The sequence below is a fragment of the Streptomyces sp. NPDC088733 genome, assembly GCF_044751185.1.
Classification (GTDB): domain Bacteria; phylum Actinomycetota; class Actinomycetes; order Streptomycetales; family Streptomycetaceae; genus Actinacidiphila.
This window is the reverse complement of sequence record NZ_JBIVLH010000013.1, coordinates 114380-129679: the sequence shown is the minus strand read 5'-3', so window position 1 is coordinate 129679 and position 15300 is coordinate 114380. Positions and strand designations below refer to the sequence as shown.

At 69.6% G+C, this 15300-nt stretch carries 14 protein-coding genes and 1 pseudogene; 4 read left to right on the top strand and 11 right to left on the bottom strand.

What is annotated here, in order from left to right; translation table 11 throughout:
* Positions 1 to 80: 80 nt before the first annotated feature.
* The 3 genes from ACIP64_RS24330 to ACIP64_RS24320 form a co-directional block, all read right to left on the bottom strand.
* On the bottom strand, positions 81 to 677 hold the full coding sequence (locus ACIP64_RS24330; RefSeq protein ID WP_401590427.1) for a TetR/AcrR family transcriptional regulator: 597 nt from the start codon (positions 675 to 677) through the stop codon (positions 81 to 83).
* 25 nt (positions 678 to 702) lie between these two features.
* The gene (locus tag ACIP64_RS24325; RefSeq protein WP_401590425.1) at positions 703 to 1044 is read right to left on the bottom strand and encodes a GNAT family N-acetyltransferase; all 342 of its coding nucleotides are present in this window, start codon (positions 1042 to 1044) and stop codon (positions 703 to 705) included.
* A gap of 99 nt (positions 1045 to 1143) precedes the next feature.
* Positions 1144 to 2058, bottom strand: coding sequence for an NADP-dependent oxidoreductase (locus tag ACIP64_RS24320; RefSeq protein ID WP_401590422.1), 915 nt, complete (start codon positions 2056 to 2058; stop codon positions 1144 to 1146).
* 598 nt (positions 2059 to 2656) lie between these two features.
* On the opposite strand from ACIP64_RS24320, the gene ACIP64_RS24315 reads away from it, so the two are divergent.
* Positions 2657 to 3286 (top strand): TetR/AcrR family transcriptional regulator, encoded by a 630-nt coding sequence (locus tag ACIP64_RS24315; RefSeq protein WP_319660767.1) that lies wholly within the window; start codon positions 2657 to 2659, stop codon positions 3284 to 3286.
* 9 nt (positions 3287 to 3295) lie between these two features.
* On the opposite strand, the gene ACIP64_RS24310 is transcribed toward ACIP64_RS24315, so the two are convergent.
* Complete coding sequence (locus ACIP64_RS24310; protein WP_401590418.1) at positions 3296 to 3640, bottom strand: GNAT family N-acetyltransferase; 345 nt, start codon at positions 3638 to 3640, stop codon at positions 3296 to 3298.
* Positions 3641 to 3824: 184 nt separating this feature from the next.
* Between ACIP64_RS24310 and ACIP64_RS24305 the strand changes: the two genes are divergently transcribed.
* From ACIP64_RS24305 to ACIP64_RS24295, 3 genes are all read left to right on the top strand, one after another.
* Positions 3825 to 5789: a SpoIIE family protein phosphatase gene (locus ACIP64_RS24305; RefSeq protein WP_401590415.1), complete on the top strand. Its 1965-nt coding sequence runs from the start codon at positions 3825 to 3827 to the stop codon at positions 5787 to 5789.
* Between the two features lie 71 nt (positions 5790 to 5860).
* Positions 5861 to 6292 carry a VOC family protein gene (locus ACIP64_RS24300; protein ID WP_401590412.1) on the top strand — a complete coding sequence of 144 codons (432 nt, stop codon included), beginning with the start codon at positions 5861 to 5863 and terminating at the stop codon, positions 6290 to 6292.
* Between the two features lie 566 nt (positions 6293 to 6858).
* Positions 6859 to 7620 (top strand): SAVMC3_10250 family protein, encoded by a 762-nt coding sequence (locus ACIP64_RS24295; RefSeq protein WP_401590411.1) that lies wholly within the window; start codon positions 6859 to 6861, stop codon positions 7618 to 7620.
* Between the two features lie 139 nt (positions 7621 to 7759).
* Here the strand turns inward: ACIP64_RS24295 and ACIP64_RS24290 are convergent, their stop codons facing one another.
* The 7 genes and pseudogenes from ACIP64_RS24290 to egtA form a co-directional block, all read right to left on the bottom strand.
* Positions 7760 to 8134: a transposase gene (locus ACIP64_RS24290; RefSeq protein ID WP_401590408.1), complete on the bottom strand. Its 375-nt coding sequence runs from the start codon at positions 8132 to 8134 to the stop codon at positions 7760 to 7762.
* A 518-nt stretch (positions 8135 to 8652) separates the two neighbouring features.
* A pseudogene (locus tag ACIP64_RS24285) lies at positions 8653 to 9207 on the bottom strand (ISL3 family transposase); the annotation flags it as partial.
* 331 nt (positions 9208 to 9538) lie between these two features.
* Positions 9539 to 10339, bottom strand: a complete 801-nt coding sequence (locus ACIP64_RS24280; RefSeq protein ID WP_401590405.1) for an alpha/beta fold hydrolase — start codon at positions 10337 to 10339, stop codon at positions 9539 to 9541.
* Between the two features lie 589 nt (positions 10340 to 10928).
* On the bottom strand, positions 10929 to 11891 hold the full coding sequence (egtD, locus tag ACIP64_RS24275) for an L-histidine N(alpha)-methyltransferase (RefSeq protein WP_401590402.1): 963 nt from the start codon (positions 11889 to 11891) through the stop codon (positions 10929 to 10931).
* The gene (gene egtC / locus ACIP64_RS24270; RefSeq protein ID WP_401590400.1) at positions 11888 to 12643 is read right to left on the bottom strand and encodes an ergothioneine biosynthesis protein EgtC; all 756 of its coding nucleotides are present in this window, start codon (positions 12641 to 12643) and stop codon (positions 11888 to 11890) included. The genes egtD and egtC overlap by 4 nt, the downstream gene beginning before the upstream one ends.
* A gap of 28 nt (positions 12644 to 12671) precedes the next feature.
* On the bottom strand, positions 12672 to 14003 hold the full coding sequence (gene egtB / locus ACIP64_RS24265; protein ID WP_401590397.1) for an ergothioneine biosynthesis protein EgtB: 1332 nt from the start codon (positions 14001 to 14003) through the stop codon (positions 12672 to 12674).
* The gene (egtA, locus tag ACIP64_RS24260) at positions 14000 to 15277 is read right to left on the bottom strand and encodes an ergothioneine biosynthesis glutamate--cysteine ligase EgtA (protein ID WP_401590394.1); all 1278 of its coding nucleotides are present in this window, start codon (positions 15275 to 15277) and stop codon (positions 14000 to 14002) included. The genes egtB and egtA overlap by 4 nt, the downstream gene beginning before the upstream one ends.
* Between the last annotated feature and the right edge of the window lie 23 nt (positions 15278 to 15300).

The following is a 15300-nucleotide window of genomic DNA, read 5'->3' as shown; positions in this document are numbered from 1 at the left end:
CCGCGCGGTTTTCCGTTCGGCGCGTGTGCTGTCCGTAGGGGTCGTGAGATGCGGCGCGCACGGGCCTCGTGCGCCGCGTATCAGTCCACGGTGTAGGTCTTCACGTGTGCCAGGGCCATGTCCATGGCGACGCGCATCGGTTCGACGTCACGTGCCACCTGGGCCAGCACGTAACTTCCTTGCAGCGCGGCCATCACGGACACAGCGAGCTTCGCGGGATCGACGTGCTTCTTGAGCGAGCCGTTCTCCTGCATCCGGCGCAGGCCGGCCGCGATCAACTCCTGCCATTCGCCGAACTTCTCGGCGAGCAGGTTCCGGGCCGCGGGATCGTGAGGCGCGCGGGATGCGACGAGTGCACCCAGAGCGCACCCGTAGGCCCCGTCCCGCAGCGAGTTGAGGCGGATGATCGACTCGTTCCAGTGTTCCAGGGCGCCAAAGGAACTCATCCGCTCCTGGTGCTGCTGGTCGCGTTCGAGGATCTGCTGGGCACGCAACTCGATGACACTGTGCACAAGCTCGTCCTTGTCCGCGATACAGCGGTTGAACTGGGACTCGGTCAGCCCGCTCGCTGCCCGCACGTCCTCCAAGGTCACCGAGTTGACACCCTTGACGTAAAAGAGGTCTGCGGCGGCCTGGACCAGGCGAGCACGCGCCATGGCTTCGCCGGCGATCGCCATTCTCTGCCCTTCTGAACGATTCGCCTCAGTTGCGGGCGTCGTCGACGGCCTGCGGGCCGAGGTCGAGGTCCTCGCGGAACCGGGGGTACCTCTCGATGAAGCGGTCGATGACGGGGCACCGGTTGGTGACCGCCGCCTGTTCCTGCACCAGATCGAACAGCGCTTCGCGGATCAACGCGGTCCCCAGACCGCGGCCGCGGAAACCGTCCTGGACGTAGGTGTGCGTCAGGCTGTACTGGGTGCCCTTGCGCTCGTAGGCGAGCAGGCCCGCGTAGTTGCCGTCCTCTTGAACCTCGTAGAACCTGTTGTCCTCGTCCTTGAGGACCCTGATCGAGCCGCTCGTGTCAGTCCACAGCACCTTGGTCATGGCCGTTCCTGTATCTGTGCCGGCCCCGCCTGGATGACGGGGCACCCCTGTCGATCACCGGGCGGAGCGGATCGCTCGGCCGGGAACGTGGATGAGCCCTCAGCGGACGCGGATGATGGTCTTTCCCTTGACCCGCTCGGCCGGATTGAAGGCCGCGACGGCGTCATCGAGCGTCGCGACATTGCCGATGGCCGTGCGGAGCCGTCCGTCCCGCACCCGCTGGACCACCTCGCGCAGTTGGGCGCGATCGGACTCGACGACGAAGTCGACGGCCAGACCGTCCGCGGGTCGCGCCTCCGGCGGGCCGGCGATGGTCACCAGGGTTCCTCCGGCGCGAATCAGGCCCGTGGACCGCTTCCCGATGTCGCCGCCGATCACGTCGAACACCAGGTCAACTCCGCCGGCGTCCTCCAGCGTGTCGTTGTCCAGGTCGACGAACTCCGCCGCGCCGAAGTCGAGCGCCGTCCGGCGATCGGCGGCACGTCCGGTGCCGATGACGTAGGCACCCGCCTCGCGTGCGAGCTGCGTCACCATCGATCCGACCCCGCCGGCGGCGCCGTGCACGAGGACGCTCTGCCCCGGCTGAAGCCGACCGTGCTGGAACAGCCCCTGCCACGCCGTCAGGCCCGAGATCGGAAGGCTCGCGCCGACCGTGAAGTCGACATCGCCGGGCAGCGGCGCGAGGTTGCGTGCTTCGACGGCCGCGTACTCCGCCAGCGTGCCGTCGCGCGTCCAGTCCGTGAGGCCGAAGACGCGCTGTCCCACGGACAGGCCTGTCGTGCCGTAGCCGAGGGCGCTGACCACTCCGGCGAGCTCATGGCCGGGGATCGACGGCGTGCGGTCGCGGCCGAGGCGGTCCGTCCAGTTCGAGGGCCACGTCAGCTCCCCCGGAGTGAATCCGGACGCGTGAACCTCAACAAGCACATCGTTCCCCGCAGCCTCAGGCGTGGGGCGCTCCGCCAACCTCATTCCGGCCGTCCCCGCGGCCTGATCGGTCACCACTATCGCCTTCATCGGGTACCTCCCTGGAACCGTCGCCGTCCGCGCGCCGCGCACGGTCGGCTGCAAGCCCTCCGAAGTGAACTAAACAGTCCACAACTGTGATCCGACCTGCACTCTAACAGGTCACTTAAGTCGAGGACTGGTCGAGATGGTCCTTTTTCTAGATGTGCTGCGATCCGTCTCGGGACCCCGCGGCGGGCGGGCGACCGGTCACCGGGGCCGGTACCCTCCTGGGAACCCTGCAGGGGTCGACTTGCCGCAGATGGGGCGCGAGCGCGCCACACGCACCAGTCTCCGGGCTCAGGCCTTGATGGGCACCTTGAGGCTCCTGCGCTCCGCCCCTGGCGCCGCCGAAGGGACGGTGTCGTCCAGCGTCCGCACCGCGCCCACAAGGACCGGCCGTCGCGCAGCGAAGTCGCGTCCAGGCTTGAGGGTTCCCCGCTGCGCGTCCAGCGATGTGCGGAGGTGGTCCGCGCGGCAGGCATGTCACGCGCACCCGCGAGGAGTCGCACCTCGTGCGGCTCGCCCCAGTCCGGAGGGCGGACGGGCACTCGGCACCGCTCTCGGGCTCTTCCGTGGACCGGTGATCGCCCGTAGTAATATCGGGCACATGTCCGTCGACGATGCTCCCAGGCAGGAGCGGCGCCTGACCTCACGCGGGGCTGTCACCCGCGACCGAATTGTTCAGGCCGCTGCCGAGCTTTTCCATGTCAGGGGCGTCAACGCGGTCTCACTCGACGACGTACGAGCGACGAGCGGGACGAGTAAATCCCAGCTCTACCGCCACTTCGCGGACAAGGACGAGCTGGTCCACAGTGTCATCGAGTTGCGGACCGGTCAGGTCCTGAACCGTGATCGGCAAATGCTGGAGCGGATGAATTCCCTCCGCGCGCTCGAACGGTGGAGCGACAAGCTCATCCAGCTCAACTCCTTGCAGAACGGTGCCTACGGGTGCGCACTGGGCTCGCTCGTCAGCGCGCGGGCGGCGCAGGACCCCACGTCGAGGAACAAGCTCGCCGACACGTTCGCGGAGTGGCAGCAACTCATCTCGGCAGGCTTGAAGCGCATGCAGGCCAACGGCTCGCTGCGTGAGGAGGCGGACCCGGAACAGCTCGCCACCGCCGTCATGGCTGCCCTGCAGGGCGGCTATCTGCTGGCCCAGACCGCCCAGGACGTCGAGCCGATGCGCGTCTCCATGCAGATGGCGCTGGCCCACGTACGCTCCTACGTCGTGGACTGAGCCGGATTCTCAGCTCGAAGTCGAGACCCAGGTGCCCGAATGCTTGGCGTCGACCAGGCCGATGTACTCGGGATTCCTGCGCATGAACCGCTCGACCACCGGGCAGTAGTTCGAAATGGTGTTTCCGTGGACGCACAGAAAGTCCAGGATGCCCTTGATGAGGACATTGGAGAGACCGCGCCCCCGGTATGCGTCGTAGATGACCGTGTGCATCAGTACGCGTCGGGTGCCGATTGCCCGGTACCCCATGTGGCCGGCCGTTTCACCGGCTACGGATATCTCGTAGCGATGCTCTTTCTCATTGTTGCTCACTGTCACAGCCGATTCCGTGTCTGAATACAGCACGTCGGACATCCCGGTCCTCCAGTTCTTCGTGCGCGGCGCGTCGCAGCCTAGATTAAGAGGACTAAAAGGTCCAGTCCGGGTCGAGGGTGCACCGTTCCGGAGCCTCACGGGGAAGGCGCGACCTGCTCCGCGGCGGATAGGATTGTCAGGTCTATCGGGGTCATAGCGCTCGATGACGGTCAGGGAGCGGCAGATGGACGCCTCGGACGAACTCCTGCAGCGGGACACACCGTCGGCTCTTCTGACCCTGGACGGTGTTGTCCGCCGTCTCAACGCCGCCATGGCCACGGCGCTGGGCAGGCCCGCGGACCAGTGCGTGGGCCGCGGCTTCAGTGATCTGCTGTCCGAGGACCAGCGCAGGTCGGCGAGGAGCCTGCTGGCGCACGGCGCCACGACGAAGCGGCTCGCCATGCGGGTGCTGGAATTCCCCGGGTCGGGCGAGGCGTCCGTGGTCTGCCTGGTCGAGGCGCGGCCGGTGACGGACCCCGCGGGTGGCGAGCGGCTTGTGTGGGTGCATTCCTTGGACGCCCGCCATGACCTGGGCGCCCTGCTGATCCCGTTCGACCTGGCGGCCAAGGCCGCCGGCCTCGGCCTCTGCATGTGTTCACCCGATGAGCACCGGATCGAGTGGCTGGGGGGCGAGCCCGCCCTGGCCACGCTCTTCCCGCAGGCGTCGATGTCCCTGCCCATGGTGATGCGGCGCGTGCACCCCGAGGACCGGAAGGACGTGCAGCGGCTTGTGCGCTCGTCCGTGGCCCAGTCCCCGTGGTTCAGGGCGCGGTTCCACACCGAGCACGACGGATGGCGCACGCTGGCCGGCCAGTCCCGCCGCGTCAGGCTGGGGTACGGCGGTCCCGAACGGGTCTTCGGGGTGATCCGCGACGAGTCCGCGACGGACACGCCCCGCGAGGCCATGCTGGCCGCGGTGAGTGCGGAGCGGCAGCGCGCCGACGAGATCGCCGCGTTCTCCTCAGCCCTGTTCACCGCCGCCGACGAGCAGGATCTCCAGCAGGTCGTCCTGACCCGGCTCGCCGCGGCGTTCGGCGGTTTCGGCGCCCTCTTCGCGCTCGTCGACGGCGGACGTCTGCGGGTCTCCTCGGACGCCGGGATTCCCACCTGGCAGGCCGACGCCCTGCTCGGTCTGTCGCTGGGGGAGGACCGGCCGCTGCCTTGTGCCATCCGTACCGGTGAGCCGCAGTTCATCGCCAACCAGGAGGAATTCGCTCGGTGCTGGCCGAGCGACGCCGCTGGGTCGCAGGCACCGCCCGGCCCCGATGTCGCGATGTCGATCACTCCTCTCGGCCCGCCGGGCGACCGGCCCCTGGGCGCCTGGGCGGTGACGCACGACTGCGAGGACCCCCCGTCCCCGGAGAAGCTCGCCTTCATGACCACGCTGGCCGACCTGGCGGGCCAGGCCCTGAGGCGCATTCGTCTGCAGCAGGCCCACGTCGATCTGTCCACGGCGGTCCAGCAGAGCTTGCTCCCCATGCTGCCCGAGCACCTCCCGGGCCTCGAGGTCGCCGTCCGCTACCAGCCCAGCCGCGACGGGCTGGACATCGGCGGCGACTGGTACGACGCGTTCTTCCTGCCCGACGGTGCGGTGGCGCTGGAGATCGGCGACGCCCAGGGGCACGACGTGGACGCCGCGGTCTTCATGGGTCAGGTGCGCTCGTCCATGCGCGCGATCGCCGCCCACGAGCCCGAGCCGGCAACGGTGCTGACACGCACCAACGAGTTGCTCACCGCGATGGACGCACCACGCTTCGCCAGTTGCACCATGCTGCATGTCGATCCGCGCGACGGTCGGGTCATCGGCACCAGCGCCGGCCACGTCCCCCTGCTCCACGCCCGCGACGACGGCAGCCACCGCATCCGCACCCTACCCGGTGGGCCCGTCCTGGGCGTCCTGCCCGACATCGACTACCGGGAGGAGACCTTCACCCTGGAACAGGGCACCGCGCTGGTCATGGTCACCGACGGCCTGGTCGAGGGGCCGGGCCTGACGCTGGAGGCCGGACTGGAGCGAGCGGGAACGCTCGCCGGCCAGGCCCTCCACGACGGGCTCGACGTCCAGGCGACAGCGGATCTCCTCCTCGACGCCGTCGTCGCCGTGGACCACCTCGACGACGTCGCCGTCCTCGTCATCCGCCGCACCTGAGGGCTGTCCTGTGCGGCAGCGTGGATCTACCCAGCCGGGGAGACGGGCGGGGCCCTTGTTATCGTGCGCCAATGTCAACGATCAAGCAGTTCCAAGTGACCTTCGACTGCGCGGAACCTGCGCGCCTCGCTGCCTTTTGGTGCGAGGTGCTGGGGTACGTCGTGCCGACAGTCCCGGAGGGCTTTGCCACGTGGGAGGAGTACCACCACTCGCTGCCTCCTGAGGATGAGATCTATTTGGGGTGCACTGATCCCTCAGGTGTGGGCCCGCGGGTGCTCTTCCAGCGAGTTCCCGAGGGCAAGGTCGTCAAGAACCGGGTGCATCTTGATGTGCGGGTCGGCGCCGGGCTCGTGGGGGATGAGCGACTGGCCGCACTCGAGGCCGAATGCGCACGGCTGATGGCGCTCGGCGCGAAGCACGTGCTGACGCAGCGCGCCGACGGCGTCAACGAGTCGTGCATCACGATGCAGGACATCGAGGGAAACGAGTTCTGCCTCGCGTGAATCGCCTCCGGGACGCGAGGAGGCAGCCAGGAACTCGTGAGGTCGGCGTGTCATGATCCCCGAGGTCGCGGGACGGCATCGTCAGGCAGGCCGTCCAGGATCATCGCGACCGTCGCTGCCGTACCGTCCACCTCCTGGACCCGGCCGTCTGCGAAGGTCACCTCGAACCGGCCGTTGCCGAGCGAGCCTTCAGGGGTTCTACAGCCTGACGCCCGAGGCTGCAGATGAACTGGCGGAGGTCGTCAGCGGTTCTGCCCCTTGGTATTGGCCGGTGGGTGAGGCATCAGTACTCATTTCACCGCTATCGGCGGCAGTTGTAGAAGGTCGAACACGAGTGCACTCCGCCGCCTCCCGAAGCGGTGAGCATTCACTGTACGTTCTCGGGCTCTGGCTCAACTTCCGTGACGCGTGCATGCTGAGTGACAGCTGTGGTTTCCTGGGTGCTTTGGGGGGTTGCCCGAACACGAACTGTGGCCAGGGTTGTTGGGCCAACAGTTCGGGCACGTGGAAGGGGTCGTGCGCCGGCTGAAGAAGCTGCTGGCACCGCCCGGAATCGTTGGTCATACATGTTCGAGGAGGTAGTACCGATGCCGCTCCGCCGTCCACGCCCTGCAATGCGGGACCTGTTGTATCTGTCCGAGTCGAAGATGGAGGTCTTGGTGCCTCAGCTCCCGGGGCGGGTCCGTGAGCGACTCGGTCTCGAAGCGGGTCTCAATGCGGGTGTGTTGTCGCTGAAGGCATCATTGTCCAGTGATAGCCGGACGTCACTCGTCGGAGCGTTGAACGCGGTGGTGAAGATGATCGAGCGGAAGCACGGTCATCGGCAAAGAACCGACCAAGGATTAGCGGTCGGCAGCTGGATTGAGTTCGAGGAGGAATTCAGGTTCGGTAGCGCATGGCCTGGCAGTGGTGATGGCCGTGACCGTCCAGTGGTCGACGGGCTTGTCTATTTCGCCGCCGCTCAATACCCGCAGCACCCACCGTTTGCGCTGGTCGGATCGTTGGCCCATCTTCTGGACCGTCGGCGACCGACGAGCGATGGGGACTCGGACAGCCAACAAGTCGGTCACCTTTACATCGAAGCTATCCGTGCCTACGCCCAGGCTGTGCAGGAACTTCCCGACCGCGCGGCGATCGGAGACCTCTCAACGCTCGGCTCCACTGACCATGCCCTATCTGCCGTAACACTTTTGTGCGAGGTCGACGCGCCGCATCTCGAAGGGTGGAAACCACCAGTACGACTCGCCGGAGTTGCACGGATCCTCGCAGTCAACGACTTCGGCAGCATTCTGGCGACCCCTCTCTATGTCGAGTACGCATCGCGCTGACCGCTGGAACCTGTAGGCAGCGAGGTGCACGCCCCCCGACTCAGCCTTCTGATTTCAGCAACGGTCGCCCAGCAAGCACAGGTTGTTTCAGAACCTGGGTGGTGGTTCCGGTTCAGTTTCTGGATGCTGTTTCTCTCCGTCACACCAGGAGGACTCGTTTGTGGAGGAGTTGGAACCCTGCACGGCCGAACATCTGGCGCTTGAGCATCTTGATCCGGTTGACATGGCCTTCGACGACACCTGAGTTCCAGGGCAGGGTGAGGACGGCGATGACGGCGTCCCGGTCTCGGTCGATGCCGGCGGCGAGGGTGTGGAGGCTGGACAGGTCGTCCTGCCGGACAGCATCGAGCCAGTCCGGGCGACGCTCACCCTGCCGCTCGGTGAGCATGACCGCGAAGAAGCGGACGTGGCGGGTGAGAGCGTCGAGTTCGGGGCAGTGCGTCCGGACGGCCTTGAGCTGGAGCTGCTCGGACTCGGCGAGGGTGTCCGGGTGTCCGGGTGTCGGAGGATCCATCCGGCGACGGCACGGGGTGAGGGTGGCCGGGCGGTCACCGGTCGTGGTGAGGTCCGCTTCTCGCGCAGGTAAGCGCGAACGCGCTGGTAGCTGCCTTTGTAGCCGAGCGGCACGATCTCCTCCCACAGCTTCCACGCATTGGTGGAGCCCTCGTTCCAGAGGTCGTCCAAGTACGGCTTGTAGTCGTCGAGGACCGAGGACCGGTTTTGCCACTGGCCGGTGAACAGGTCCTCCGGCTTCGCAGCATCGGCGAACCGCCTGACGGTGTGCCAGGCCATGCCGAGCTGTCGCTGGACCGAGCGCAGGCTGTGGCCTGCCTCCAACAAGGCGTGGACGGCTACGTGCCGGGCGCGGGTCCGGTCGGCGAAGCGGTGGCCTGTCGGCCATGGCGACGCGGACGGGTCCGGGGCCGCGGCGGTCTCGGGTTCGGGCTGAGTAGGTGCGGGTGTCAGGACACGCAGGCAGCGGCGGTGCTGGGCGACACTCCGCTCGGCGGCCTCGCTCAGGTTGTGCCAGAGATGCCACCTGTCGGCGACCTGCACCGCCTGCGGCGCTCCGGCAGCGGTGCCTTCGGCGAAGAACGGCGCGCGGTCCCGGCAGACGACCTCGACACCGGGTCGCTGGGCGAGCCAGGCGGCCGGACTCGATGCCTCTCGGCCCGGGAGCAGATCGATCGGCCGGCGGGTTTCGACGTCCACCAGCACGGTGCCGTAGTGGCGTCCCTTGCGGGTGGCGTACTCATGGACGCCGACCACCCGCGGCGCAGGCACCTCCGGCTCGGGCAGTGCGTCGACCAGGCGCAGGACCGTGCTCCGGCTGACGGACATGCCGAGGACGGCGGCCAGCCGGGCGCCGGCCCGTCCGGCCAGGGCAAGACCGACAGCGGTCAGAGCGGAGCGCAGCCGCTCGGTGCGCTGGCCGTACCTGCGGGTGAGGCCGGGTACCTGTTCCACGAAGGTCCGCCGAGCGCACACGGTGTCGCGGCAGCGGAACCGCCGAACCCGTAACCGGAGCACGACCCTTCGTCCTGCGCTCGGTGCGTCAGCGGGAAACCGCAGGTAGGAGCTGTGCACCCGGTCGACCAGGCTCCGCACCCTGGGCAGGCGGCACCGACCGTAGTGCACTGCACGTCAACGCGCACTATGTCGATATCCACGTCTACCGACAGCACCTCGATGTCCGCGACCGCCGGGAACAACAGCTCCTTCAGCCGGAGCACGACCTCTTCCACGGCCGGGACTTTCAGCCCAACCACCCTCGTGGCGGCCGATTTTCGGGCGACTTCCGAAGCCGTCCCAGAGACGCCCGGACGTCACTCAGAGTGGTCGCTGCACGGAAGCTGAGCCAGAACCCGTTCTCATGAACAAACCCAACTGTGGGTTGTCTTGTGACCGCGCAGGAGTTTCAGGCGAGGCCCTTGATGAAGTCCGAGAGCGCGGTGAGCAGGATCTCGGGCTGTTCCAGGTGCAGGTCGTGGCCGGTGCCGGGGATGCTCATGGCCATGGTGGCGGGTCGCTGCCGGAACATCTCGTCGGCTTCTTGCACGGGGATGAAGCTGGATTGGGCCAGGACGGCCAGGGTGGGGCACGCGACTTGCCCCCACTCGTGCCGGAAGGAACGCCGGGCGTTCTCCGCGAGCGAGCGGACCATCACGTCCCGGTCGAAGCGAGGCCACCATCCGCCCTCGCGTTCTTCCAGCCCGGCGGCCCAGCCTGCGCCGACCGGTCCGCCGCCGAGGAACGCGGCTGCCGCTTCGCGTGAGGGGAACGGTGTCGGCCATGAGTCGAGCCATCCACCGATGTCCGCAGGGCCGTCCGGGTTCGGGCCGCCGGAGCCGGCCTCGACGAGCACGAGTGCGCGGACGAGCCCGGGATGAGCGGCGGCGGTGAGCATGGCCGTGTGCCCGCCCAGCGACTGGCCGACCAGGACAGGCTGATGCAGCACCAGCTGATCGACGACGGCGATGACGTCGGCGACGTAGGCGGCGCGGGAGACGTCCCGGGGGTGGCGCTCGCTGGCGCCGTGCCCGCGCTGGTCCACCGCGACGACTCGATACCGGGAGCTCAAATTCTCGGCCAGCACGTCCCATTCACCCGCGTGGCCGGCCAGGCCGTGCAGCAGCACGATGGGCTGTCCCGGCCCGCCCCAGTCCCGGCAGGCAAGCCGGACGCCGTCTCGAACCACCAGGTGTTCAGACCATGCCACGTCGGCCCCCAGGTAATCGGCTGGCCTCGATCATGCCGCAGCCGCCTCCGACCGCTCGACGAGTCGGCTGCAGTCGCCGGACGACTGACCCTCCCCGCACGGCGAAGGGCTGTACGCGAGGTCCGGGTGTGTCCTACGGGGTGAACCGCCACTTCTGGTGTGGAGTGGCGCCCTTGGCCGTGAGGACCGGACGTGGCGACGAGTGGTGGGTCAGGTATGCGAGGCCGAGGACCAGTTCGCGATCGTTCCAGGGCGAGATGTACCCGTCGCTGCTGACCCAACCGCACGGGCCGGGAGTTCGGCCTGTTGCCTCCATCTGCAGCGGACGCTGGTCCCTTGAGGTCGCGGTACTCCCGATGCAGTAGCCCCTCCGCGACGGCAGCCTTGAAGAAGGCTGCGTCCGGGAATAACTCACCCCACCGGCTTTGTGTCACCGCGCTCCAAACTCCGGTGCCGACGCGTGGGTCAGGCGAGCGCGCTTCCCCCTCGCCGCATGGTTGTTGAGTGCTGCGCTTGCCCGGAGGGCGGGCATGCGCGAGGCGGCGGCCCGGTGCTCGGGGCATCGGACCGCCGCCTTGGGTCGCGGGGATCAGGCCGGGAAGGCCAGGGAGAGGGCGAAGCGCGACTCGGGGTCGGTCCACCAGTGCTGGAGGGCGAGACCCGCGGCGGCGAGTTCGGCGCGTACGCCTTCCTCGCGGAACTTGGCGGAGACCTCGGTGCGCATCTCCTCGCCGCGCGCGAAGTCGACCGTCAGGTCGAGCGCCGGGACCTTGACGGTGACGTTCCCGCGGGCCCGCAACCGCATCTCGATCCACTCGTTCTCGCGGTCCCAGAGCGCCACGTGCTCGAAGTCGGCCACGTCGAAGTCGGCGCCGAGCTCCCGGTCGACGACCGACAGCACGTTCTTGTTGAACGCCGCCGTGACGCCCTGGGCGTCGTCGTAGGCGGCCACGAGGGTCGCCTCGTCCTTGACCAGGTCCGTGCCGAGCAGCAGCGCGTCGCCGCGCGAGAGCAGGGCACGGACGGAGCCGAGGAAGCGGCCGCGCTCGTCGGGCAGGAGGTTGCCGATGGTGCCGCCGAGGAACGCCACCAGGCGCGGCCCGGGGGACTCCGGCAACGCGAGGCCGTGCTGGAAGTCGGCGACCAGGGCGTGCACGCTCAGGCCGGGATGGTCGGCGAGCAGGGCCTCCCCGGCGCCGCGGAGCGCCGACTCGCTGACGTCGACGGGCACGTAGGTCAGGGGTGTGCCCAGGGCGCCGATGAGCAGGCGGGTCTTCTCCGACGAGCCGGAACCCAGCTCGACCAGGGTGCGGGCCCCGGTCGCCCGGGCGATCTCGGCCGCTCTGGCGGTCAGGATCTCCCGTTCGGCACGGGTCGGGTAGTACTCCGGCAGCTGGGTGATCTGCTCGAACAGCTCGCTGCCGTGGGCGTCGTAGAACCACTTGGGCGGGAGCTGCTTGGGGCTGCGGTTCAGTCCGTAGGCCACGTCGGAGCGCAGGGCTGCGGCCGTGGCGTCCGCGGGCAGGGTGCGAGTGAGAGTGAAGGGGCTCACAGGTGCGGCTCCTTGAGCGGGATCAGCAGGACCTCGGTGGGATCGCCGTACAGCAGATGGCGGTCGGGGACCTCGGTCCAGCGGGGACTGTCGTCGTACGGTTCTGAGGCCACGACGACGCTGCGGCCGGGTTCCGCCAGATACCAGAGGGTGTCGCCCCAGGCGGTGGCGGCGATGGAACGGCCGTCGCTGAGAAGGAAATTCAGCCGGGATTCGGGGGTCAGGGCGGCGAGCCGGCCGACGGTTCCGGCCAGGGCCTCGTCGGGGGGCGCGCCGGCCTTCAACTGGTGCAGGGTGAGGGCCCAGGCCAGCGCCGAGTCGCAGCGCGCCTCCAGGGTCAGCAACTCCTCGGCCGGCAGCGACCGGGCGGCCTCGGCCACCGACTGCGGCCAGCCGCGCAGGGCGCCGTTGTGGCTGAACAGCCAGGGGCCCGCCGTGTACGGGGCGGCGGCGGACTCGTCGGCGGCCGACCCCTCCGTGATGTCGCGGACCGCGCCGAGCAGCGCGCCGGAGCGCGTCACCCGGCACACGTCGGCGAAGGACGGGTCGTCCCAGATCGGCCCGGACCGCCGGTAGCGCGCCGGGACCGGGTCGTCCGGCGCGTACCAGCCGAGGCCGAAGCCGTCGGCGTTGACGGTGCCGTACTTCTGCCGGCGCGGCGCCCACGACTGCCGGTACAGCGAGTGCGGGGGGTCGATCACGATGTCCCGCAGCGCCACCGGCGGCCCGATGTAGGCGAGATGGCGGCACATCAGCGGGCCGCCCCTTCGACGGGGGCCGTCATGCCGTCTCCGGACGCGCGTCGCGGGCCGTGCGGAAGCCCGAGAAGATCTGCCGGCGGATCGGGTAGTCCCAGTTGCGGAACGTGCCCCGGACGGCGACCTTGTCGACGGCGAACGAACCGCCGCGCAGCACCTTGTGGTCGGAGCCGAAGAAGACCTCCGAGTACTCCTTGTACGGGAACGGCGCGAAGCCCGGGTACGGCAGGAAGTCGCTGGCCGTCCACTCCCACACGTCGCCGATCATCTGCCGCACGCCGAGCGGCGAGGCACCGGCCGGGTAGCTGCCCACGGGGGCGGGCTGGAGGTGGCGCTGGCCCAGGTTGGCGTGTTCCGGCGACGGATCCGCGTCGCCCCACGGGTAGCGGCGCGAGCGGCCGGTCGCGGGGTCGTGCCGGGCGGCCTTCTCCCACTCGGTCTCCGTCGGCAGCCGGCGTCCGGCCCAGCGGGCGTAGGCGTCCGCCTCGTACCAGCACACGTGCAGCACGGGCTCCGCGGCCGGCACCGGCTCGGTCGCCCCGAAGCGGCGGCGCAGCCACACCCCGCCCTCGCGGCGCCAGAACAGCGGCGCGGACAGGCCGTGCTCGCGTACGTGCGCCCAGCCGGCCGGGGTCCACCAGCGCTCGTCGTCGTAGCCGCCGTCCTCGATGAAGGCGGTGTAGGCGCCGTTGCTCACCGGCACCGTGTCGATGAAGAACGGCGGCACGTCCCGGGTGTGCGCGGGGCGCTCGTTGTCCAGCGCCCAGGGCTCGGCGGAGGTGCCCATCGTGAAGGGGCCGCCGGGGACGAGGACTTCCGCGGGCAGCAGCGCCGCGTCCGCGGGCGCCGGGGCCGGCGGGGGAGAGGTCAGCGCGACGGGCCCGCGCCGCAGCTGGTGGGTGATGAGCATCGTCTCGTCGTGCTGCTGCTCGTGCTGGGCGATCATGCCGAAAACGAACGCCGCGTCGGTCAGCCGGCTGCCGTGCAGCGGCGCGCGCTCCAGGATCTCCAGGACCCGGCCGCGTACGTCCGAGGCGTACGCGTGCGCCTCCGCGGGCGGCAGCAGCGGCAGAGTGGGCCGTTCGGATCGCGGGTGCTCGAAGGCGTCGTAGATGGGGTCGATGTCGGGGCGCAGCGCCTCACGGCCGCCGACGTTGCGCAGCAGCCACTGCTCCTCCTGGTTGCCGATGTGCGCAAGGTCCCACACCAGCGGCGACATCAGGGGGGAGTGCTGCGCGGTGAGCTCGTGCTCGTCGACGCAGGTGGTCAGCCCGCGGGTGCGCTCACGGGCGGTGACGAGCGCGTCGATCGCCCGGCGTCGCAGCGCCTCGGTGTCGAGAGCGGGTGCGGTCACGACTGGTACTCCTTGCGTCGGAAGGCGTCGAGCAGATCGTCGGCGGGACATCGGCCGCGCAGGACGAAACGCTCGGTGAAGTCGGCCACCACGGCCTGCACGGCGTCGCTCGCCCCGAGCCGGGGCAGGGCCTCGCGGGCCGCGGCGAAGCAGGTGACGGCGGTGGCGTGGAGTTCGGGGTCGGCCAGCGCGTGGCGGGCGGCGCGCTGCCACAGCGGGTTGCGCGGCGCGGGACCGGGACCGGCCGCGTCGGCGAGCGGCTTGACCGCGCGATAGGCGATCTCGGAGGCGGCGGCGTCGTCGAAGAGCGCCGTCGCGACGGCCAGCGGCACGATCCAGCCGTCCCGGCCGGACTGCGCGTCGATCATGCGCAGTTCCAGGTAGCCGCGCGGCCGCACGGGCGGGAACAGCGTGGAGAGGTGGTAGTCGAGGTCCGCGGTCGTGGGCGGCCGGTACGCGCCGCTGCGGATCCACTGCCGGAAGGTGAGATCCTCCGGCACCGTCCACGGCCCCTCGTCGCCGCGGATGCACAGCACCGGTGCGTCGAGGGCGTACGCGGTCCACGCCGCCCGCGGGTCGGGCCCCGGCGCGGGCGCCAGGGTGCGGCCCGGGTCGATCGCTCCCCAGACCGCCTGCCGCGTGGACTTCCACCCGGTGGGACGGCCGCCGCTGAGCGGCGAATTGGCGAAGGCGGCGACCAGGACGGCGCCCAGCAGATGCGACAGCAGCCAGCGTCTGCCGAGCCCGAAGGGCCCGGGTTCCGCCGTGCCCGAGTCCAGGCAGACCTGCACCGAGGCGGTGGAGCACATCATGGACCGGCCGGCGGGCCCGGTGCGGTCGAAGTAGGCCTCCATGGCCGCGTACCGGGGCTCGTCGAGCAGCCGGCGCGGCCGCCGCCACGGGTCGTGGCCGTGCCCGGCCAGGGCCAGGCCGTCCTGGCGGAGCCGGTGGCGTACGGAGTCGAGATCCGCGGCCGCGGCGTTCACGCACGCGGTCAGCGAGGTGGCGGGCAGCGAGCTGAGCTCCAGCTGTCCGCCTGGCTCGGTGGTGAGCCGGGAACGGAGGAAGAGGGTCCGCAGTCCGTCCACTGCGGTGGTGAGCCGAGCGGGGTCGACCGGTCGGGCCGGATCGAGGGGGTCGTGAAGGAACCATTCCAGTTCCACGCCTATGTGGCGAGGCGGGCCGGTCTTGAAACAGATGCCCTGGATGTGGTCCTCCGCCGTCGTTTCGGTGATCGGTTCGGAAGTCCCCAGGTGGTGACTGGTGGCGGGCATGGCCTGTACCTCCCGTCGAAGGT

Coding starts and splice junctions, on each gene's coding strand:
- ACIP64_RS24320 (WP_401590422.1), bottom strand. CDS start 2,058: ATGAAGGCGATAGTGGTGACCGATCAGGCCGCGGGGACGGCCGGAATG.
- egtA (WP_401590394.1), bottom strand. CDS start 15,277: ATGCCCGCCACCAGTCACCACCTGGGGACTTCCGAACCGATCACCGAA.
- ACIP64_RS24315 (WP_319660767.1), top strand. CDS start 2,657: ATGTCCGTCGACGATGCTCCCAGGCAGGAGCGGCGCCTGACCTCACGC.
- ACIP64_RS24300 (WP_401590412.1), top strand. CDS start 5,861: ATGTCAACGATCAAGCAGTTCCAAGTGACCTTCGACTGCGCGGAACCT.
- ACIP64_RS24325 (WP_401590425.1), bottom strand. CDS start 1,044: ATGACCAAGGTGCTGTGGACTGACACGAGCGGCTCGATCAGGGTCCTC.
- egtC (WP_401590400.1), bottom strand. CDS start 12,643: ATGTGCCGCCATCTCGCCTACATCGGGCCGCCGGTGGCGCTGCGGGAC.
- ACIP64_RS24295 (WP_401590411.1), top strand. CDS start 6,859: ATGTTCGAGGAGGTAGTACCGATGCCGCTCCGCCGTCCACGCCCTGCA.
- ACIP64_RS24330 (WP_401590427.1), bottom strand. CDS start 677: ATGGCGATCGCCGGCGAAGCCATGGCGCGTGCTCGCCTGGTCCAGGCC.
- ACIP64_RS24305 (WP_401590415.1), top strand. CDS start 3,825: ATGGACGCCTCGGACGAACTCCTGCAGCGGGACACACCGTCGGCTCTT.
- ACIP64_RS24310 (WP_401590418.1), bottom strand. CDS start 3,640: ATGTCCGACGTGCTGTATTCAGACACGGAATCGGCTGTGACAGTGAGC.
- ACIP64_RS24290 (WP_401590408.1), bottom strand. CDS start 8,134: ATGGATCCTCCGACACCCGGACACCCGGACACCCTCGCCGAGTCCGAG.